This is a genomic window from Paraburkholderia podalyriae (genome assembly GCF_014397785.1).
GTDB lineage: Bacteria > Pseudomonadota > Gammaproteobacteria > Burkholderiales > Burkholderiaceae > Paraburkholderia > Paraburkholderia podalyriae.
This window is the reverse complement of sequence record NZ_VZQQ01000067.1, coordinates 1-20,303: the sequence shown is the minus strand read 5'-3', so window position 1 is coordinate 20,303 and position 20,303 is coordinate 1. Positions and strand designations below refer to the sequence as shown.

Below are 20,303 nucleotides of genomic sequence, written 5' to 3'. Positions count from 1 at the left end.
ACATTCGTTAATCTACCTAACCTGTGGCAGGTCTACAAGGGTAAACGGCCGTTGGCTAGCGATCGGCTGGCGATGCCTTCGGCGGGCCGGTTGGCCGCTTGCAGCCACTGGTGCGCTGTGCGTTAAGTGCCGTGGCCCGGATGTCCTGATAAACGGCCAATTTTTGCATGCCATCATCGATCGCATCTTCCGGATTTCCGCTCTCCTGTTTCCCCAGAATAGGAAGGGAAAGTTCGAGATTTTTACGCCGCGATGTTCCGGTCAACATCCATGGCGATTGGTAGGTGTTTTCTGATCTCTGCAAGGTTAATCTGTCTAACCGTTGGGTCTCGGCATCAAGCTGGCGGTTGTTCCGTGCGAATTTCTGCAAACGGCTTTTACTCATAGGTCAGAAACATAGCGGACAGATGGATGCCTAAAGAACGAGCGCACGAGCGTTGGGTCCTGTCGAATTTGTGCAAGCTGCTCGTGAATTCGCGGCCCCAGCTTTTCGCCCTTTCGCAAAGGGCGTCGCGCGACGCCGGTGCGCTTGACGTGACTCCACACCAACTCATCCGGATTGAGGTCCGGCGCGTAACCGGGCAGGAAGTGCAAGGTCAGTTTGCCCTGCATGCTGGCAACGTATTCCTTGACGACGGCTTTCTTATGCGCCGGCAATCCGTCGACGATCAGATGAACCACCTTCTTGCGATTGAACATCAACTTCCTGAGCAGCGTCACGAACAGTTCACCGCTGAGGCCGCCTTCGTACGTTGCAAACCAGAAGGCACCCTTCGAATTGACGGCAGACGCCGCGCTCATGCTTTGCCGCTGGCCAGGCCGCTCGACCACGGGCGTTTCACCGCGCGGCGCCCAGGTCCGGCCATGCACCGAGTCAGCCCGAAAGCCCGATTCGTCCCAAAAGAATATGTCCGCGTTCTCCTCGCGAGCTTGTCTGGCAATGGCCGGGTACGTGTCATGTCGCCAGCGATCGATGGCCTGCGGATCGCGCTGGTAAGCGCGCTGCAGCGGCTTTTGCGGCGTCAGGTCCAGGCGCGCCAGCATCGCGCCGATCGAAGCCAGACTCAGCGTGACATTGAATCTCTGCTGCACCAGTTCGCGCACCAGATTGCGCGTCCACAACCCGAAATCGAACCCGTACTGCATCGGATTCTTGCCGTTGATCCATCGCAGCATCCGCTGCTCCTGCGCCGGCGTGAGCTTGCGTGGGCGACCCGTGCCTTTGGTCGAGCGCAGCGCCCGTACTCCATGGCCGCGGCCTCGCGCCTGCGCGCGAATTTTGAACGCCCACGACCGATGCATCCCAAACGATGCCGCGACGTCATCAGGATGCTCCCCCTCAGTCATGCGCTGAACCGCCAGCATGCGCATCTCTTCAAGCGTGTTGTGCGCCAGGCTCCGGCCGTCTCGTTTCATCAGCGATCCTGTCAGTAACTCTCGCTCAAGCATAGACCATATGTCCGCTAAGTTCCTGACTTATGAGTAAATTACACGTCTTGGGCCCTTAATATATTGTCGCGCGTCCGACTCCGTCCCCGCTTCACTAGGTCCGTCATGCGCACCTCCGGGTCGCGCAACTCTGCCTTTCCGTGACGAGGCGCAAAAGGAGGTTGACCGGGAGTGCAAACAGGTCTATAAAACATCCAATGGGATGGCTGTTAGATGCCTATAGGATGGCAACGGGATGGCAAATGTGACTGACATACGCGCTGGTCGAACCGGTGACCCTCGCCCCAAGGGCGGCGAAACCGAGAAAATTACGATCAATGTCGGCCCCGTGGACCTCGGCCAGATTGACCTGCTGGTCGAGGAAGGGTTCTACTCGAATCGGACCGATCTGATCCGTACGGCGATTCGTAACCAGCTCTCGCGGCACACGCAGGTCCTTCACGAAACCGTAACGCGTCGCGCCCTCGTGTTAGGCCTTCAACACTTTTCGCGGCAGGACCTCGAGGCGGCACAGGCGAGTGGCGAAAGACTCAACATCCAGGTGCTGGGACTTGCCAGCATCGCCAACGACGTATCGGCTGAGCTCGCGCTCGCGACGATCGAATCGGTCACCGTACTGGGCGCATTTCACGCAAGCCCTGCAGTCAAGGCTGCGTTAGCCGGGCGAATCCATTAGATCGCCCCAACCGGAATCCATGATGAAGATGAACGAATATTTTCTTGCCTCGCTGCAAGAAGCGACTCGCCTGTTACACACCGCGGGCCCTCTGGAAGCCACCGCCGCGATCCAGCGCGCCTTGGGTGGAACGATGCCCATCGTAAAGCAGCAGGCGCAAGCGCCTGAAGACCATGCCGCTGTCATTGACGCCCTAGCCGGTGCGGCGCTGATTCAGCCGGACGCTACCGCATCGCGCCGCGCCCTCGTGGTAGGCCTTCAACACTTTTCGCGCCAGGAGCTTGAGGCGGCACAGGCGCGTGGCGAAAGACTCAACATCCAGGTGCTGGGACTTACCAGCATCGCCAACGATGTATCGGCTGAGCTCGCGCTCGCGACGATCGAATCGGTCACCGTGCTGGGCGCATTTCATGCAAGCCCTGCAGTCAAGGCGGCGTTAGGCGGGCGAATCTCTGGTGGGGCGATGCCCATCGTGAAGCAGCAGGCGCGAGCGCCTGAAGACCATGCCGCTGTCCGTGACGCCCTAGCCGGCGTTGCGCCGCTGATTCAGCCGGACGCTTTCCAGATCTTCAAAGCGAAGCGACATCCGGAACCCGGTACAGCTGTGCCGTCGGATGCAGCCGAGGACCGCGGGCACGTTCTCACGCGCTCGTTTTCTGGCCCAGCGGGAACCCGCGAGTACAAGCTCTATGTGCCAAGCGCTTACGACGGTCAGCCGTTACCGTTGGTAGTGATGCTGCATGGTTGCACACAGAACGCCGACGACTTCGCTGCCGGGACCCAGATGAACGCGCTTGCTGAGTCGCAGCCGTGCTTCGTTGTCTACCCGACGCAAAGCCAGAGCGCGAACGTTTCGAAATGCTGGAACTGGTTCAAGCCGGGCCACCAACGACGTGGACAAGGAGAGCCGTCGATCATCGCTGGCGTCACCAATGAAGTGATCGAGACGTACCAGGTCGACACGCGGCGGGTCTATGTCGCGGGCCTCTCGGCGGGTGGCGCCATGGCCGCAGTGATGGCAGACACGTATCCCGAACTGTACGCGGCGGTAGGCGTGCACTCCGGCCTCCCTCTAGGTGCCGCACACAATCTACCGTCGGCCCTCGCGGTCATGAAGGGTGGCACCGCTGGGCGAGGCCAGCGACGCAGCCGACCGGCGCATGCGGCGCCGACGCCGAAGATTCCGTCGATTGTGTTTCACGGGGATGCCGACTCCAAGGTGCACCCATGTAACGGAGATCAACTGGTAGCTGCCTTCAGCGGCGGCGATTCGATGCCGAACTCGACTACGCAACAGGGGCAGGTCCCCGGCGGTCGGTCATACACCCGGCGGTTGTTCAACGAGAGGCACGGCATCGCGACCTGCGAGCAATGGATCGTGCACGGTGCGCCCCATGCATGGTCCGGCGGCAGTTCCGCAGGGTCATACACGGATGTCAAGGGGCCGGATGCGAGCAAGGAGATGCTGCGTTTTTTCCTGACACACGCAAAGACCGTTTAAGCCAAGGCACGGCACGTAACTGGCTGGCTGGTTGAGTGAGGGAGGCAAAAGCCACAGCGCATCGTGACTTCGTCATCGATTTCGTGGCTCAGTCTGGACCGGTACCCTTTTTGTGGACGCCATGAACTCGCTTTCAAGAGTTATCCACGGCCGGTCGGCGGGTCGCCTGTTACGACTATAAGGACTCTCCCTTTTTAGCAAGGTCGGTTCGTTGGTTCATCTGTCTATTTCCAAGTCCCGCCAGGGCAGACATTCGGCATCCACCGCAACGAGGGCGCAGGGTTATCCACCGCGGCACCCACGGCCCCTTCTCAGGCACGGGCGGGTGCCGCGGTGGATAACCTGTGAGGCAGGGCCCGGTTCATTCGTTCATCGGTACGTTCCCAGGTCGTCAGGGACACGATTCGGCATCCAGCGGCGAGACAGACTGCGCACCTATAAACGTACATGGACTCCCTACATGGACTCCCGCCTATGAGCAAGATCGGTTTGCATTTTGAGGGTCACGACTGCGTCCGTACATTCGGCTTCTGATGTGCTTGCTGCTGCACGAGCCATCATGGAAATTTGCGCGCTTGCTCCTCATCGGCCTTCTGGCTTCGTACTGCAGCCGCCGGATATATCAGGATCTGCAAGCGCCGGTCCGACCGGTTCGCCCTGCTTGCCGCTTCTTGCGCAATCGCGAAAGAAATAAAGCAATACTCAATATCTGTTGCCTGTTACGCACCTCGGAAGCAGCCGTTACCTGTCAATATTGCCCATGCAATGCGCGCCGTCTTGTTCGCCAGGGCGATCGCAGCAATGCTCACGTGGCGGCGTTGCATCACAGCCTTGATCCAGCGACTGTGCCGATCGTCGCGACGGTTCACGAAGTGCATGACCGCGCGGGCGCCCTGTACAAGCAGGGTTCGGAGATAAGTGTCGCCGCGCTTTGTGATACCGCCTAACCTGGTTTTGCCTCCGCTGGATTTTTGCCTCGGCGTCAGCCCCAGCCAGGCCGCAAACTGCCGGCCGTTCCTGAACTGAGACGGATCACCGACACTGCTGACGAGCGCGGTCGCGATCACGGGCCCGATTCCTGGAACGGTAGCGAGCCGTTGGCAAGCTTCATTGCTCTTGAAGATCTCCGCTATCTCGGCAGCAAGTTCGTCGAGCCATTGCTGCAGTGCCTTCAGTTGCTCGAGGTACATCGAGCCAAGCCGTCTGAGCAAAGCGGTAATGGGGGAATCGGGATTGTTGACGAGCTCAACCACTCCCTTTCTCAATTGCGGAAGCCCGACCGGGAAGATCCCACCTTCTTCAGCAAACATGCTCCGGATCTGATTCGATTTCGCTGTCCGCTCCTGGATGAGCCGTTGGCGCATGCGATGAACCGATTGCAGCGACTGCTGTTCAGCGCTCTTGATCGCAACGAAGTGAATGCCTGAGCGCGTCACTGCTGCGCAAGTCGCCGCCGCATCATTCGCCTCGTTCTTGCCACTGACCAGAAACGGCTTCACATATTGTGTCCCCCGGCGTCACACTAAACTGGCGCCGTACCAGCTCGATCCTGTGCGAGTGATTCTTGATGCTGTGCAGGAACGCCGGCCGCAAAGCAGCCATAAAGCAGCCTGCAAAGACCGCTCTGGCAACCCTGAACCAACGTGCTAGGCTAGTAGAGTCACATGGGCACTGCGGCGGGTCGCATGAGATCGTCCGTTTCCTGGCCGATCCCGCATTCAGGTAAGTCCAGTCCGTTGGCCGGTGCCTCCATCGAATCTGCAAACGACATGGACAAGCCCGTCATCATTGCGGTCGACGACGACCCTGAAGTGATCGATGCCGTCGCCCGCGACTTGCGGCTCGGGTACGGCGAGCATTATCAGATCATGCGTGCCGGGTCGGGGCAGGCAGCGCTCCAAGCGGCCCATCAGCTGCGGTTGCAGAACCGCTCGGTTGCGTTGTTCCTGGTCGACCAGCGCATGCCGCACATGAGCGGTATCGAGTTCCTCGAGCAGGCGATCGCGCTGTTCCCCGAAGCGAAGCGGGTGCTGCTGACGGCGTACGCCGACACGGATGTCGCGATCCGCGCGATCAACAAGGTAAGGCTCGACTATTACCTGCTGAAGCCCTGGCATCCGCCGGAACTCAGCTTCTACCCGGTGCTCGACGATCTGCTTGAGGCCTGGCAGGCCGCGTGGCGCGGCAGCTTCAAGGGGATCCGCCTGCTCGACCATCGCTGGTCGCCGCAAGGCCACCAGTTGCGCGATTTTATGGCGCGCAACCATATTCCATACAAATGGCTGGACGTGGCGAGCGGCGGCGAGGCGGACGTATTGCTGAGTTCGCTCGATGCCGCCGCGAGCCAGCTTCCAGTGCTGATTTTCGAGGACGGCTCGACGCTCTGCCGCCCGACGCTTGCGCAGATTGCCGACAAGGTTGGGCTCGTCACCCATTCGACCACGCCCTTTTACGACATGCTGATCGTGGGAGGCGGACCAGCGGGGCTGGCCGCTGCCGTGTACGGTGCGTCGGAGGGCTTGAAGTCGGCCATCATCGAGCACGAAGCGCCGGGCGGACAGGCGGGCACCACATCCCGCATCGAGAACTACCTCGGATTCCCGTCCGGGGTGAGCGGCGCGGAGCTGTCGCGGCGTGCGCTCACCCAGGCGAGGCGTTTCGGCGCCGAGATCATCCTGACCCAGCGGGCGGTCGGCACACGGGTGGAAGGCCCGTACAAGTTCGTCACGCTGTCCGACGGCTCAGAGGTGAGCTGCCATGCGCTCGTGGTGGCGAGCGGCGTGTCGTACCGGCAGCTGGACGCACCCGGTGTGGAGCGCCTCACGGGAGCGGGGGTCTACTATGGTGCGGCGATCACCGAAGCCGTCTGTTGCGCGAATCAGGATCTCTATGTGGCCGGCGCGAGCAATTCTGCCGGCCAGGCCGCGATGTTCCTCTGCAAGTACGCGCGCAATGTGGTGATCGTGTGCCGCGGCTCTTCTCTCAGTGCCGGCGTCTCGCGCTACCTGATCGATGAGATCGACGAGACGCCGAACGTCAGTGTGCGCCCTCACACCATGGTGGCCAGCGTCGACGGGCAAGGTCATCTGTCGGAAATTACGCTGCGCGATGTCAACTCCGGCGCGATCGAAGTTGTCCCGGCCGGCGCACTGTTCATCTGCATCGGTGCCGAGCCTCGCACCGAATGGCTCAGCAATGTCGTCGAGCGCGACGACAACGGCTTCGTGGTGACCGGCCGCGCTTTGCGCACGGACGGCAAGCGCCCCACGGGCTGGCCACTGGCTCGCGACCCCTTCCTGCTGGAGACGAGCGTGCCCGGCATCTTCGCGGCGGGCGACGTGCGCGCCGGCTCGATCAAGCGGGTCGCGGCAGCCGTGGGCGAAGGCTCGACCACTGTGCATCTGGTGCATCAATACCTGGCCACCCTATGATCGACTTTGACAAACTGCGCGCGATGCCGCTCCTCGCGGATCTGTCGGACGAACGGTTGCGGTGGCTCGGCGAACACGTGACGGAAATCTATGTGAAAGCGGGGGACGTCCTCGCGCGCGAGGGCGAAACGAACTCCGTCTTTTTCCTCGTGCTGGAAGGAGAGGTCCGGGCCACGAGGTCTTCCGGAGCCAGGCAGATTCCCACTAACCGGTTCGTCGCACCAGGCTTCTTTGGGGGCGCATCCCTGCTCGCGGGCAGGCCTTCTCCGGGCACGACGACCGCCGCGACGGACAGCCACCTGGCACTGCTTCCAGAACGCGCGTTCCGGGAACTGCTGGTGGCCTCCGAGGCTTTCAGCCGGGTCATTTTCCGTAGCAGCCTCGATCGTCTCACCGCCCTCGAGGCGACTGTGCGCAATCGGGAGAAACTGGCCGCATTGGGCACACTCGCAGCCGGCCTCGCGCATGAGCTCAACAATCCGTCCGCGGCGGTAGCGCGCACGGCGGACTGCGCGGTCGCCACCCTCGCGATGCTGAAGGACGCGGCGGTCGCGCTCGGCCACAGCGCGATTCCCTCCGAAGCGATGAGCGCCCTCGACAGCCTGGGCGCGCGCCAGGGATCGGGGAGCGGCATCGCCACAAACGCGTTGCAGCAGAGCGCGGCCGAGGATGCGTTACATGAGTGGCTAGGCAAGCGCGGCGTCGAGCAGCCATGGCTGAAGGCTCCCTGCCTCGCGCGAATCGGGATCACGCCCGCGGACCTCGAGCCGATTGCGGGCCGGCTGAACGACGAACAGTTTGCGGCGAGCATCCGGTGGCTCGCAGCGACGCTGGAACTGCGCTCGCTGGTCGAGGAAACGAGGCGCGGCGCGGTGCGCATCTCCGAGATCGTCAAGGCGATGAAGTCTTACTCGTACATGGACCAGGCTCCCCAGCAGGCGGTCGATCTCCATGACGGCATCGACGATACCCTCACCATCATGCAGCACCGGCTCAAGCACGGTGTCACCGTGCGCAGGGAATACGACCGCAGCCTGCCGCACCTCGTGGTGCATGGCAGCGAGCTCAACCAGGTATGGACCAACCTGATCGACAACGCCATCGACGCGATGGAGGGGAAGGGGGAGATCGTCATCCGCACGCGCCGCGACGCGAACGATGCCGTGATCGAAATCACCGATAACGGGCCCGGAATTGCACCGGAAGTGATGCCGCATCTGTTCGAGCCGTTTTTTACCACCAAACCGCTGGGCCAGGGCACCGGCTTGGGTCTCGACCTCTCGTACCAGACGGTGGTGCAAAGACATGGCGGAGAGATTCGCGTCGAATCGCGTCCGGGCGGCACGACGTTTCAGGTTCGCCTGCCGCTTGCGCCGTAAGCGCCGGCCAGCGAATAGTCCTGTAGCCAGGCGGCCGGGCGACGGCGGCGCCCGTCTTCCGGACGCGCGTTTTTCGCCGCAGAGGTGTGCCAACCATGATCGACCTCGAGAAGCTGGGCATGATGCCCGTGTTCGCGGAGCTCACGAGGGAGCGTCTGCAATGGCTGCGCGACAACCTCGCCGAGTCCGCCGTCAAAGCCGGCGAGGTGCTCATCGACGAAGGCGAAATGTGCACCAGCCTGCTGCTTCTGCTCAACGGCGAGCTCACGTCGACGAGACGGGCGGAGGGGCACCTTCCCAGCGAGCGCTACATGGCGCCTGAAGTCTTCGGCACGCCGTGCCTCGTTGCGGCGATTCCCTACCCGTCGACGCTCCAGGCCGCGACCGATTGCGATATCGCCTGGCTTGCCGAGCCCGCGTTCCGTGAACTGTTCATGTCCAGCGGGCCGTTCAACCAGGCCGTCGCGCGCGTGATGGCCGACTGGCTCACCACGCTCGAAGCCGCAGGACAGAATCGCGAAAAGCTGGCCGCGTTGGGCAAGCTCGCGGCCGGGCTCGCGCACGAACTGAACAATCCGGTTTCGGCCGTGATCCGCGCGCTCGACTGCATGCTCGACGGACTCGACGCGCTGGAGGATGCGTCCCTTGCGCTCGGCCGCAGCGCGCTGCCCCGCGATGCCCTCGATGCGCTGCGGATCCTTGCCCGCAGCAAGGGGGTGCAAACCGGCATGACGGGCGCGAATTCCCTCCGGCAAAGTGAAGCAGAAGCGCAACTCGGTGACTGGCTAGGGGCCCATCGGGTGACGAGGCCGTGGCTGGCTGCGCCCTGCCTCGTCGCGCACGGGATCGGCGTCGACGATCTCATGCGGCTCGCCAGCAGTCTGAACGCGAAACAGTTCGACGCGGGCATCCGCTGGACCCTCGAGGCACTGGAACTGCACTCGCTGATGCAGGAGGCGATGCGCGGCTCGGCGCGCATCGCCGACATCGTGAGAGCGACGAAGGCCTATTCCTATATGGACCAGGCGCCGCAGCAGGAAGTCGACGTGCACGACGGCATCGAAGACACGTTGATCGTCATGGCTCACGAACTGAAGCGGGGCGTAACGGTTACCCGCGACTACGATCGCGGCCTGCCGCGTCTGCAGGTGTACGGCAGCGAGCTGAATCAGGTGTGGACCCGGATCGTCGAGAACGCGATCGATGCGATGAACGGGCAGGGCGAACTCACGATCCGTACGCGCCGTGGCACGGACTGCGCGGTGGTCGAGATCAGCGACAACGGCCCCGGGATTGCGCCGCAAGCCGTGCCGCACCTGTTCGAGCCTTTCTTTACGTCGAAGCCGGCGAACAAGGGTCACGCGCGGGGTCTGGGTTTGCACATCGCACACCGCATTGTGGTCCATCGGCACGGCGGAACGATTCAGGTCGATTCGCGTCCCGGACAGACAACGTTCCGGGTGACGCTGCCGCTCGGGGGCATGGCCACGACGCCGGTTACCGGAAGAATCGGCTCGAATCGGTCGAACAATTCATCGTGAATTGTGCTCCTCTTCCAGCAGCCGAAACGCTACCGCGCCATGGCCGGTGCGGTGTCTTCGGTCATTGGCGCGGCCACCGACGCAGCATCAGGCGCCACGTGGGACAGCTTCATCATGCGCGGCTGGAGCAGCAGCGCGACGAGCCCGCTCCAGCCGGTCTGATGCGAAGCGCCGACGCCGCGTCCGTTGTCGCCGTGAAAGTACTCATGGAACAGCATGAGATCCTGCGAACGCGGGTCGGCTTGCAGCATCGGATAGGCCGCCATCACGGGCCGCGCGCCTTGTGCATCTTTGAGAAAGAGCGTGGTGACGCGCCGTGCGAGGTCGTCGGCAATCTCGCTGAGCGAAAAACAGTTGCCCGACCCCGTCGGATATTCGACGCGAAACTCATCGCCGTAGTAGCGATAGAACTCATACAGCGATTCGATCAACAGATAGTTGACCGGTATCCAGACTGGCCCGCGCCAGTTCGAATTGCCGCCGAACACGCGCGAGTCCGATTCGGCAGGCAGGTACTTGATGCAGACGCTCACGCCGCCATGGTCGAAGGCATACGGTGCATCGCGATGCACACGGGACAGCGCCCGTACGCCGTGCCCGGAGAGAAACTCGTTTTCATCGAGCACGCGGCGCAGCAGCGCTGTCATCCGGTGTCCCCGCAACAACGACAGCAGCGTGGTATTACCCTTGCCGGGTTCGGTCCAGCGCGACACCAGCTTTGCCAGATTCGGCCGATGATCGAGAAACCACGCGAGCCGTTCGCGCAATCCCGGCAGATGGCCGTACACCCGCTCCTCGAGCACGTGAACGGCGAACAGCGGAATCAGCCCGACGATCGAACGAATGCGCATCGGCACACGGGTACCGTCCGGAAGGTGCAGTACGTCGTAGAAGAATTCGTCGTGTCCGTCCCATAACCCTGTCCTGCAGCCTTCGCTGCAACTGACCGCTTCCGCGATATACAGAAAGTGCTCGAAGAACTTCACCGCGATTTCGACGTACGCGTTGTTCGTCATCGCCAGTTCGAGGCCGATCTGCATCAGGTCGAGCGCGTAGGAGGCCATCCATGCCGTGCCATCGGCCTGATCGATGCGGCCGGCGGTCGGTAGCGGCGAAGACCGGTCGAAGATGCCTACGTTGTCGAGCCCGCGAAAGCCGCCCTGAAAGATGTTGCGGTCATCGGCGTCCTTGCGATTGACCCACCAGGAGAAATTGAGCAGCAGCTTGTGGAACATGACTTCCAGAAACTCGTGATCGCCAACGCCCGTCACCTCGCGGTCGAGTTCGTACACACGCCATGTTGCCCACGCATGAACCGGCGGATTCGCATCGCCGAACGCCCATTCGTAGGCGGGCAATTGCCCGTTCGGATGCATGTAGCGCTCCTTCACGAGCAGCAGTAATTGCTTCTTCGCGAAGTCGGGATCGATCATGGCGAACGCGGCCGCATGAAATGCGAGGTCCCACGACGCGTACCATGGGTACTCCCACTTGTCGGGCATCGACACGATGTCGCCATTGCACATGTGCCGCCAGTCCGCGTTGCGACCGTGCCTGCGTGCTCGCGGTGGCTTCGGTTGACCCGGGTCACCGTCGTGCCAGCGCGTCACGTCGAACTGGTAGTAGGGGTTGTCGTACTTTTCGTGCGAAATCTGGCGGTTTGTTTCTAAAAAACCTTATCCATCAATGGCTTGAAGAATCGCACTCCAACGAGATTCAGTGATGTTGCGAAGCCTTGCTGGACGGGGTTGGGCGGGAGGTGACCGCCAGATTTCGCACGAAAAGTACAACAACCCCTATGTCGGCGATTCACCGCCCCCGTTCACTCGGACGGGATCTCCGACACGTACGCCAAGCTGCGTCGCGGCGCTGCCGCGATTCACGGCGATCTCGACGAGCCCGATTGAGTTCTCGTACCAGAAGGCTTGACCGGCCATTGCATCGGAAAAGACCCGGGCATATTCGACACCGGTATCTGCGATGCTTAGCCGTGCAGTCCTCGGCACGGTTCCAGCCCGCAGCCCCGTCATTGCATTGCCGTAGTGATCGACGTAAATGACCTCGGCGAAATCGTCTGCATCCAGGTGCACGCGCAAGCCTGTCCTCTCAACGAGCTTGTCGGGAGGCAACTCGCCGCGGCTGATCCATGCTGCCATCGGGGCGAACAGGTCACGACCATGAAATGAGGCGGATAGCGCGGCGGGACGCCATGTAATCTGCCAGGTCAGGGTACGCGCCGCGCGCACCGCCACGACCGAGAGCAGCCCGTTGTCCGGCCCGACGAACCACTGCCCGTCGGCTTGCAGCACGACGGCATCGCGCTCGCCGCCCACGCCGGGATCGACCACGGCCAGGAAGACACAATCCGGCGGATACCACTGCGCAAGCGCCGCGAGCAGATGCGCGCCTGCCTGCGAGTCGTAGTTCGGGGCAGTATGCAGCATATCGATAATGGGGGTACCGGCTGCCGCGTGTCGCAGCAAGGCGACCCTTACCTGTCCGACATAGATGTCGTCGGCCCCGAAATCGGTAAAGAGTGCGAGCATCGCGTAGCCTCCTTGCAGTCCTGTGCCGCCTCGTCGGTCAGCGTTCCTCCCATCGCGATGGCGAGTAACCGCGATGCGCATGTCTCCTGTTCCGCTCTGGCCGGGGCAGGCCTGGCGAAGCATCGCCCCGCGCGGGACAGGTTTCGATTGTAAGACCTCGTTTCGCGACAGTATCAAGCGGGTCGGCTATGTCGCCGGTACCGGAGGTTGAGCGCGCTTGGTCGCCAGATGAAATGGAGGTCAGCGTGCGTCGATCGCCTACACTTGCTAATGGCATTCGGGTCCCATCGTCGCACGCCGTCACGCAACGCCAAGGAAACAGGATCCCATCCTGGCAATCGATTCGCACTCGCCCCGCGCACCGCTACCCCCAACGGTGAAATTGCGCGTGGGGCGCCTTACTCAGGTCGCGCTACCGAAAAGATCAGCGAGGCAATCGATGAGAGTGAACCCCCCAGCGCGCACAGAGTTGCCCGGGCAAGTCGTACTCGTCTTTCAGGGTGGCGGGGCGTTGGGCGCGTATCAGCTTGGTGTCTATCAGGCGATGGACGAAGCGGGCATACAGCCGGATTGGGTGATCGGCACCTCCATTGGCGCGATCAACGCAGCCTTGATCGCCGGGAATCCACCGGAGCGCCGTTATCGACGGCTGGAGGAATTCTGGAACCAGGTGACCGACCGCACCCGCCTGGACGTGCCTGCTGCCTGGCCTGGCTGGGACAAAATCTTTGCAAAATGGATGATCATCGGCGGCGGCATCGAGGGATTCTTCCAGCCCAATCCGGCATCCTGGCTCGGACCGCTCGCCCGGCTCGGCGTGGATCGAGCGTCGTATTACCTGATTGCGCCGTTGCGCGATACGCTTTGTTCGCTGGTCGACTTCGATCTGCTGAACGCCGGGCATCCGCGACTGACCGTGGGCGCAGTTCACGCCTGCACGGGCGCGATGCGCTACTTCGACTCGCGCGACCAACGGCTGAATGCCTCGCACATCATGAGCTCGGGCGCGCTGCCACCCGCGTTCCCGGCCGTGCGGATTGACGGAGAGCCGTATTGGGACGGCGGCGTTTATTCCAACACCCCGGTCGAGGTGGTGCTGGATGACAAGCCCCGCAAGAGTTCGGTCATCTTCTCGGTACAGGTGTGGAACCCGATCGGCCCTGAGCCGGAAAGCATATGGCAGATCTCGGAACGGCAAAAGGACATCCAGTACGCCAGTCGCACCGACAGTCACATCGCGCGTCAGCAGCAGATACACCGTCTCCGCCATGTGATCCGCGAACTGGTTAAGCGCTTGCCGGAAGCCGAGCGCGCCTCGTCCGAAGTCCAGGAGCTTGCCGCCTGGGGGTGCCAGACCACCATGCGTATGATCAAACTTGCTGCGCCCCGCCTGGACGGGGACGACCAGTTGAAGGATATCGATTTCACCCCAGCCGGCATTGTTTCCCGACAGCGCGCGGGCTATGAAGCAGCAATGCGGGCCATTGCCGCGCGCCCGTGGGACGCACCGATGGACCCAGTAGAAGGATTGACCGTCTACAGCGCGGATGAAGACGTAACCGGTGAAAGACGCGTTTGACGCCTGCCCGAGTAAGGACCCGTCGCCGTTGACCGAATGATGCGATTGATGAAATTCCCGGTGGCCGGTGATGGCGTAATGCCAAGTTTCTTCGGCACTCCGGGTGCAGGCAAGGCCGCGCTGATTGCCCGTCCGCAGGATCAGAGCTGGCGACGTATAGCGCGTCGCGCAGCGATGAACTTTACTTCGGCCGCCCGCCGCAGCTGAAGCACTGCGCCAGGTCGAATGGGCGGCCAAGGCCGTGCACCGTGCACCATTAGAGCGAAATAATCGGCGCGCCGGCCGAAAGGCGTTTGCAATAAACATGTGGCGACGCCCTTGCGGTAAGGTTGAATTCCGCGCGGGAGAAGACCGATTCATCAATGGTGCATCTCAGCCCGCGATAGAGCGTGGTCCTGGGTCACGTCGGCGACACTGGTGAGACCGTGATGAACGGCCATCCCGTTTGAGAGAGTGAGTACAACGACGTACCCGAACCTGTGCGGCAACCTCGAATCCAAAGGACGAAAGTCATGGCAATGCGCACAAGAACAACGCTGGAGATAGCCTGTCCGAACGCGGCGGGCATCGACATTGGTTCGGCAAGCCATTATGTGGCGGTGCCTGCTGATCGTGACGACGAACCTGTGCGCGAGTTCAAGAGTTTCACTTGTGAGCTGGAGAAGCTGGCCACTTGGCTGACAGCCTGCGGCATCGACACTGTGGCAATGGAGTCGACCGGAGTCTACTGGATACCCGTGTACGAGTTGCTGGAATCACGGGGTTTCACGGTCCATCTGGTCAATGCCCGGCACGTAAAGAATGTGTCGGGCCGCAAGAGCGATGTGCTTGACTGCCAGTGGTTGCAACAACTGATGAGCTACGGGTTGCTGTCGGGAGCGTTTCGGCCGACAGACGAAATCTGCGCCTTGCGGGCTGTTTCACGGCAACGGGATATGCTGTTGCGCTATCAGGCGCGACACGTCCAGCATATACAAAAAGCCTTATCGCAAATGAACGTTCAACTCGCCAACGTGATCTCCGACATCATGGGCGAAACGGGACAGAAGATTGTGCGCGCCATCATCTCCGGCGAGCGGGACGCCGTGACCCTGGCCAGAATGAAACACGCCCGCATCCGCGCCAGTGAAGAGGACATCGTCAAGTCATTGCAGGGCAACTGGCGCGACGAGCACCTGTTCACACTGAAGCAGGCCATGTCATTGTATGACGCATACAGTACGCAACTGATGGTGTGTGACCAGCAGCTTGAGGCCATGCTGGCCGCGCTGCAAAAGCATGCTGGAAGCCTGGATAAGCCTCAGCGTCGTTCGCGCGGCAAGAATGCTCCACGGTTCGACTTACGCACGTACCTGATTGGCCTGTGCGGTGTTGATCTGACGCGCATTAACGGCATCGACACGGCAACCGCACTGAAGGTGATTTCCGAAACAGGCACGGACCTCTCGCGCTTCAGAAGCGCCAGGCAGTTTGCAGCATGGCTGGGCCTGTGTCCTGGAACGAAGATCTCCGGGGGCAAGGTGCTGTCCAGCGCGAGCAAACGTACTACTAACCGTGCGGCACACGCTTTACGTCTGGCAGCCGCAGCACTGCGTACCAGCCAGTCTGCACTGGGCGCCTACTACCGGCGCATGTGCGCCAGACTGGACCGACCCAAGGCCATCACGGCGACCGCGCATAAGCTGGCGCGTCTGATCTATGCGATGCTGACGAAAGGCGGCGAATTTATCGATCAAGGGCAAGACTACTACGAGGAGCGTTACCGTCAACGCGTCATGCATCATCTTGCCCGTCGGGCCGAAAAACTGGGTTTCAAACTTACCCCTGTTTCGGAGGCTGCATAAAACCACTCGCAAAATCAAGACCTTGCGATGTGTTTATTGAGAGACTGCACGAAGACCCTAGCGGTGCGATTTTTCTACATAAGTGGTACCGCGATGAAGATCGATGGCTGCAGCGCGGTGCCCGTCATCGGAAGAGCGCGTTGAAAATACTGGGGCAGTCAACGGGTGGTTGACTACAACGTGAAGGTCCGCGTGAAGTCGGACAACACGGGTGTCGACATTGCGAGTGTGAAGGTGTCGATGAACCCGTTCGACGAAATCGCCGTTGAAGAGGCGGTACATCTGAAGGAAGCCGGCGTGGCGACGGAAGTGGCCGCCGTGTCGGCGGGCGGTCGCCCAATGTCAGGAAACGCTGCGCACGGCGCTGGCGATCGGCGTGTACCGCGCGATTCTGATCGACTCGAATGAAGGCCTGCAGTCGCGAAGCTGCTGAAGGCGCTGGTCGACGAGGAGCAACCGCAACTGGTGAACCTCGGCAAGCAGGCCATCGACGACGATTCGAACCAGACGGGCCAGATGTCGGCTGCGCTGGCGAATCTGCCGCAGGCGACCTTCGCGTCGAAGGTTGTGGTGGCTGACGGCAAGGCGACGACGGTGTCGCGTGAAGTCGATGGCGACGCGGAAACGTTGTCGCTGAAGTTGCCCGTTATGTCGCAGTCCGGACGATAATATTGACTTCATCGCAACGGTGGCTGTTTTATCCCATCCATAAATTGGACGGTCTCGTAGTCACGCACGAGTTTTTCGAAACCGCGGACGACGTCGGCTTCCATCGCGTGAAGACCTTTTTCGCCTTGAAAGTTGGATCTGAAGGCTTGATTGAACCGGTTGTTCAAGTAGGAACTGACTTCCTCAATCTTTTCGGGACTCCCTGAGTTCGTGAAGAGAACTGACCTGGGTGAAGCAGCGTCATAGAAAAGGTTGTGCGGCCACTTGGGTACAAAGTTCGCGGGCCTCTCGTCGGTAATCCACATGGAACCGATAAGCTTAAGTTTCCCCTTCATGCCCTTAGGCGTTATGAACGTCCACACCTTGCGCGGCAGCCGCTCCTGAAGTTCAGCCAGCTTGTGAGTATCGGCGCCAAGTGTACCTATCCGCCCTTCGTTTACATCCGATACGAAGTCTTTCCAGTAGTAGAAGATGTCCAAATCTACTCCGTTCTCAAATTGACGATTTCGGGTCAAACGTCGGGACGGTCGACTGGAGGCCGACGCTTGGCAATTAGAGCGAGCCGGTGTCAAGCAAACAGGCGAAGTCAGGCTTGCAGCATCAGGGTGGGGTGATAGCGCCACACCTTCGGGTCGGCGCTCAGCAGGGGCATCCCCTCGTGCAGCGCCTGGGCGATCATGAGGCGGTCGAACGGATCCGCGTGATCCGCATGGAAAGTAAGCATCGAGACTGCCTCCGTATGTTCACCCGTGATCGGCAGTTCGACGAAACCGGACAGGCGGAACGCCGAGCGGGCATCGCGCGGATGCACGCGCAGGTTGCCTTTCGCATGCTTGATGGCAATCTCCCAGATCGCGGCTGCGCTGACCAGCAACGTATTGGCCGGATCCTCGATCAGGCTGGCGGCCTGCGGTGACAGCTGTGGCGCACCTTCGGCGGCCCACAGCGCGATATGCGTATCGAGCAGCACTTTCACGGAGTGAGTCCCTGCTGCGCGCTTGCCTCGAAGTCGGCGGCGATCGCGTCATCAGCGGCGTTGAACGCCTCGACGGTGGCGGGCACGGCCAGGCCGGCCAGCAGGTGCCGCGCGGCGCCGATGCGCCGGGGCGCCGCGAACGGCAGCAGCCGCGCGACGGGCGTGCCGTTGCGGGCGATGATGACCTCGTTTTCCTGGCCGACCTCCAGCCGCTCGACCAGGCTTGATAGTTTCGACTTGGCGTCGTGCATGTTGATCGTGAGCATGGCACCACCTACGTATTAGCTAATCAATGTTAGCTAGTATGCAGGCATGGGCCGTCAAAGGCAAGCACCAGCATTACGGACAGGTCGCGGCATCGCATGGTTCAGTAGGCGTAACTGGGCACACCGGACCGTGTCGGGATCGGCTTCGTTCATTTTGGATTTAGCGTAAGACGTTCGCCGTCTTTGTTCACGTTGGACCAACGTGTCCCGGCGCCAGGCCGGTCCACGTATCGTTGCAGGTCTGCGCCCCACCGATAGTTGCTGGTCTTGCCCAGGTCGCGAACCAGCGCCTGCAGTGCGTCATGAATTGTTCGAGGGCGGCGACCGGATATTTCTCAGGGAAGGCATCAGGTTAATCGCTTCCTCCAACGATTGTCCTTTGCCGATATGACGCGCCAGTTCGATCAGTGCGCGTTCCGGAACGGAAATGAGCAAGTATGGATTGCCGCCCGCCAGCGATTTGAGAGTCGTGGCAGGGATTCGTGGATATCTGAAGCTCTTTCGTGCACTGCACCGGCGGGACTTTAGCTTGTCGTTTACTTTATTTCGTTTGATTCGTTTATTGCGTTAGCGTATCATTCGGCGTATGATTAAAGACGCAACCAGGAGCCTTCCATGATCACTGCCACCCCCGATCGCATCGAGCTGACCGACGACCAGGCTGCGCTGCTTGCGAGCGCCAGCCATCTGATGGGCGAAGCACTGGATCGTGCTCGCGCGGCGCGGGTGGCATTGGTAGAGGAGGGGGAGGACGGCGACATCGCGCGCATTGATGTGCCGCCGGCGACGCTGCGCATCCTGTCCAGAGTGCTCGCGATGATGGCTAGCCAGCAGACCTTCCTGCTTTATCCGGCCGACAGCGAACTCACTACGGGGCAGGCCGCCGACATGCTCGGCGTGTCGCGTCCGTATCTGATTGCCCGACTCGAGGCGGGCGATTTGCCATTCCGCAAGGTTGGGCGACACCGCCGTGTCCGTATGGATGACGTTCTTGCGTACAAGGCGACCATGCAGGTGGAACGTAAGGCGGCCTTGGATGAGATGGTGGCGCAAAGTGAAGCGATGGGTGGCTACGACCTGTGAGGCTGGCCTTTGACCGTTTTACCGTGGTCTTGGACGCATGCGTGCTGTTCCCGATGTTCACCCGCGATGTATTGCTGACGCTCGCCGACCACGGTTTTTACAACCCAAGGTGGTCGGATCGCATCCATGCGGAATGGATGACCAACCTCGTCTCGCGACTTGACGAGCGCGGTACGACGGGCGACGCGGCCGCACGAATCGATAGCGTGCGCCGCGCGATGGATCGGGCGTTCCCGGACGCGCTCGTCCAGAACGTGCCACCAGATTCCCAGGCAGGCTGCCGGTTGACCCGAAGGACCGGCATGTTGCGATGACGGCCCTTGCAACGCGCGCCGATGCAATCGTGACATTCAACCTGAAGGATTTTGCCGTTGACCATTTGCGTGACGACCTCGCGATCGAGGTCATTCACCCGGACTCGTTTGTGCGCGACTTGATCGACCTGAACGAAAAGCGTGCGGCCGGGGCGTTCCGCGAATTGCGTGCGCGCAAGCGCCATCCACATTGGGAAGGTGACGAACTGATCGAGCGGGCGCGACGCGCAGGTCTGCTGCAGACGGCAGCCTGGCTGGAAGGCGAGGACGTCCGACGGCTGCTGTAGGATCACTCACAGGCGAATGAAGACCGCTAACTCTGAACGGCAGGTCGACACCATTGAACATCAGCCTGCATCCGTTTTTTCGCCTCCACACATATCGACGGGCCGTCGACATCGCTCTCCAAGTGCTCGCCAGCAAGCCCGGATCGGGCCTCGAAAAATACGTAACGCACGACGCGGGCCTCGATCCCATACTGAAGCTGTGCGGGGGAGGTAGATAGGCGGGAATTTTCTGAGGTAGCTAACGCGTCGTTCCCGCCAGACTCATTCAATGTGACCGGGACAGGTTGCGGTGCACTCGCTCCATGAGAACGCAGCCACACGTCGCACATTTGCGCACCGGTGAACGTGTCGGCATTTGCGACGCGTCATCCGGGCCAAAAATAGAAAACGCCCATGCGATTCACACAGGCGTTTCCGTGGCCCCGCTACCGCGCCCCAATGGACGATTTCTCGTCCGCTTCTGCATCAGGGGCCGGCTTCCGCGCGGCTCCCTTTCAGTATAGGACGCGCAGCGGGATATCCAAGCCGGCGAAACTGGCGATCAGATGGCAGGGAACGTAAGTCCTGTTTCGCTCGGGAACGAGCCCCGCCCCGCAAGGATGGCGCATTCAATTTGACATAACGTAATTTATCAACATCAGTGGTACGGGAAAGAGCGTTGCGGATTTCCCGTTCCTTTCACGAATTCGACGCAACGGCTTCGTACCATTTGGTACCTGATCACTGTTGCGTGAATCAATGGCATTTCTACAGCTATCGGAT

Annotated in this window: 18 protein-coding genes and 3 pseudogenes; 12 read left to right on the top strand and 9 right to left on the bottom strand. The window is 61.3% G+C overall.

Annotation, left to right across the window (positions count from 1 at the left end; all coding sequences use genetic code 11):
• Positions 1–55: 55 nt before the first annotated feature.
• Together F6X42_RS36010 and F6X42_RS36005 are read right to left on the bottom strand one after the other, a co-directional pair.
• A complete protein-coding gene (locus F6X42_RS36010; RefSeq protein ID WP_187638705.1) occupies positions 56–385 on the bottom strand; it encodes a hypothetical protein in 330 nt (109 codons plus the stop codon).
• The gene (locus F6X42_RS36005) at positions 382–1,416 is read right to left on the bottom strand and encodes an IS630 family transposase (RefSeq protein WP_187638704.1); all 1,035 of its coding nucleotides are present in this window, start codon (positions 1,414–1,416) and stop codon (positions 382–384) included. The genes F6X42_RS36010 and F6X42_RS36005 overlap by 4 nt, the downstream gene beginning before the upstream one ends.
• Before the next feature lie 268 nt (positions 1,417–1,684).
• Between F6X42_RS36005 and F6X42_RS36000 the strand changes: the two genes are divergently transcribed.
• Positions 1,685–2,125, top strand: a complete 441-nt coding sequence (locus tag F6X42_RS36000) for a ribbon-helix-helix domain-containing protein (RefSeq protein ID WP_187638703.1) — start codon at positions 1,685–1,687, stop codon at positions 2,123–2,125.
• 19 nt (positions 2,126–2,144) lie between these two features.
• The gene (locus F6X42_RS35995) at positions 2,145–3,626 is read left to right on the top strand and encodes an extracellular catalytic domain type 1 short-chain-length polyhydroxyalkanoate depolymerase (RefSeq protein WP_187638702.1); all 1,482 of its coding nucleotides are present in this window, start codon (positions 2,145–2,147) and stop codon (positions 3,624–3,626) included.
• 719 nt (positions 3,627–4,345) lie between these two features.
• Here the strand turns inward: F6X42_RS35995 and F6X42_RS35990 are convergent.
• Positions 4,346–5,134, bottom strand: a pseudogene (locus tag F6X42_RS35990) (IS110 family RNA-guided transposase); the annotation flags it as partial.
• A 261-nt stretch (positions 5,135–5,395) separates the two neighbouring features.
• Between F6X42_RS35990 and F6X42_RS35985 the strand changes: the two are divergent.
• The 3 genes from F6X42_RS35985 to F6X42_RS35975 all read left to right on the top strand — a co-directional run bounded on the left by F6X42_RS35985 (position 5,396) and on the right by F6X42_RS35975 (position 9,977).
• Positions 5,396–7,057, top strand: a complete 1,662-nt coding sequence (locus F6X42_RS35985; RefSeq protein ID WP_187638701.1) for an NAD(P)/FAD-dependent oxidoreductase — start codon at positions 5,396–5,398, stop codon at positions 7,055–7,057.
• Between the two features lie 23 nt (positions 7,058–7,080).
• Entirely contained in the window at positions 7,081–8,436 is a 1,356-nt protein-coding gene (locus tag F6X42_RS35980; protein ID WP_246530391.1) for a sensor histidine kinase, read from the top strand.
• 95 nt (positions 8,437–8,531) lie between these two features.
• On the top strand, positions 8,532–9,977 hold the full coding sequence (locus tag F6X42_RS35975; RefSeq protein WP_187638699.1) for an ATP-binding protein: 1,446 nt from the start codon (positions 8,532–8,534) through the stop codon (positions 9,975–9,977).
• Positions 9,978–10,006: 29 nt separating this feature from the next.
• Here F6X42_RS35975 and F6X42_RS35970 read toward each other — a convergent pair.
• Both F6X42_RS35970 and F6X42_RS35965 read right to left on the bottom strand, forming a co-directional pair.
• Positions 10,007–11,602, bottom strand: a pseudogene (locus F6X42_RS35970) (MGH1-like glycoside hydrolase domain-containing protein); the annotation flags it as partial.
• Positions 11,603–11,773: 171 nt separating this feature from the next.
• Positions 11,774–12,523 carry an SAM hydrolase/SAM-dependent halogenase family protein gene (locus tag F6X42_RS35965; protein WP_187638698.1) on the bottom strand — a complete coding sequence of 250 codons (750 nt, stop codon included), beginning with the start codon at positions 12,521–12,523 and terminating at the stop codon, positions 11,774–11,776.
• Between the two features lie 439 nt (positions 12,524–12,962).
• On the opposite strand from F6X42_RS35965, the gene F6X42_RS35960 reads away from it, so the two are divergent.
• From F6X42_RS35960 to F6X42_RS35945, 4 genes and pseudogenes are all read left to right on the top strand, one after another.
• On the top strand, positions 12,963–14,102 hold the full coding sequence (locus F6X42_RS35960; protein WP_187638697.1) for a patatin-like phospholipase family protein: 1,140 nt from the start codon (positions 12,963–12,965) through the stop codon (positions 14,100–14,102).
• A 48-nt stretch (positions 14,103–14,150) separates the two neighbouring features.
• Positions 14,151–14,309 (top strand): hypothetical protein, encoded by a 159-nt coding sequence (locus tag F6X42_RS35955; RefSeq protein WP_187638696.1) that lies wholly within the window; start codon positions 14,151–14,153, stop codon positions 14,307–14,309.
• Positions 14,310–14,614: 305 nt separating this feature from the next.
• Entirely contained in the window at positions 14,615–15,946 is a 1,332-nt protein-coding gene (locus F6X42_RS35950; protein ID WP_187638695.1) for an IS110 family RNA-guided transposase, read from the top strand.
• Between the two features lie 192 nt (positions 15,947–16,138).
• A pseudogene (locus F6X42_RS35945) lies at positions 16,139–16,597 on the top strand (adenine nucleotide alpha hydrolase family protein); the annotation flags it as partial.
• A gap of 26 nt (positions 16,598–16,623) precedes the next feature.
• On the opposite strand, the gene F6X42_RS35940 reads toward F6X42_RS35945, so the two are convergent.
• The 4 genes from F6X42_RS35940 to F6X42_RS46120 all read right to left on the bottom strand — a co-directional run bounded on the left by F6X42_RS35940 (position 16,624) and on the right by F6X42_RS46120 (position 18,292).
• Positions 16,624–17,094 carry a hypothetical protein gene (locus F6X42_RS35940; RefSeq protein ID WP_187638694.1) on the bottom strand — a complete coding sequence of 157 codons (471 nt, stop codon included), beginning with the start codon at positions 17,092–17,094 and terminating at the stop codon, positions 16,624–16,626.
• 107 nt (positions 17,095–17,201) lie between these two features.
• The gene (locus F6X42_RS35935) at positions 17,202–17,591 is read right to left on the bottom strand and encodes a type II toxin-antitoxin system VapC family toxin (RefSeq protein WP_187638693.1); all 390 of its coding nucleotides are present in this window, start codon (positions 17,589–17,591) and stop codon (positions 17,202–17,204) included.
• A complete protein-coding gene (locus tag F6X42_RS35930) occupies positions 17,588–17,857 on the bottom strand; it encodes a type II toxin-antitoxin system Phd/YefM family antitoxin (RefSeq protein WP_090812518.1) in 270 nt (89 codons plus the stop codon). The genes F6X42_RS35935 and F6X42_RS35930 overlap by 4 nt, the downstream gene beginning before the upstream one ends.
• A gap of 300 nt (positions 17,858–18,157) precedes the next feature.
• The gene (locus tag F6X42_RS46120; protein WP_187638692.1) at positions 18,158–18,292 is read right to left on the bottom strand and encodes a type IV toxin-antitoxin system AbiEi family antitoxin domain-containing protein; all 135 of its coding nucleotides are present in this window, start codon (positions 18,290–18,292) and stop codon (positions 18,158–18,160) included.
• A gap of 180 nt (positions 18,293–18,472) precedes the next feature.
• On the opposite strand from F6X42_RS46120, the gene F6X42_RS35920 reads away from it, so the two are divergent.
• The 3 genes from F6X42_RS35920 to F6X42_RS35910 are packed head-to-tail and all read left to right on the top strand — an operon-like array spanning position 18,473 to position 19,541.
• A complete protein-coding gene (locus F6X42_RS35920) occupies positions 18,473–18,940 on the top strand; it encodes a helix-turn-helix domain-containing protein (protein WP_090812331.1) in 468 nt (155 codons plus the stop codon).
• Between the two features lie 41 nt (positions 18,941–18,981).
• On the top strand, positions 18,982–19,254 hold the full coding sequence (locus tag F6X42_RS35915; RefSeq protein WP_187638691.1) for a hypothetical protein: 273 nt from the start codon (positions 18,982–18,984) through the stop codon (positions 19,252–19,254).
• 29 nt (positions 19,255–19,283) lie between these two features.
• The gene (locus tag F6X42_RS35910) at positions 19,284–19,541 is read left to right on the top strand and encodes a VapC50 family PIN domain-containing toxin (RefSeq protein WP_187638690.1); all 258 of its coding nucleotides are present in this window, start codon (positions 19,284–19,286) and stop codon (positions 19,539–19,541) included.
• The last annotated feature ends 762 nt before the right edge of the window (positions 19,542–20,303 follow it).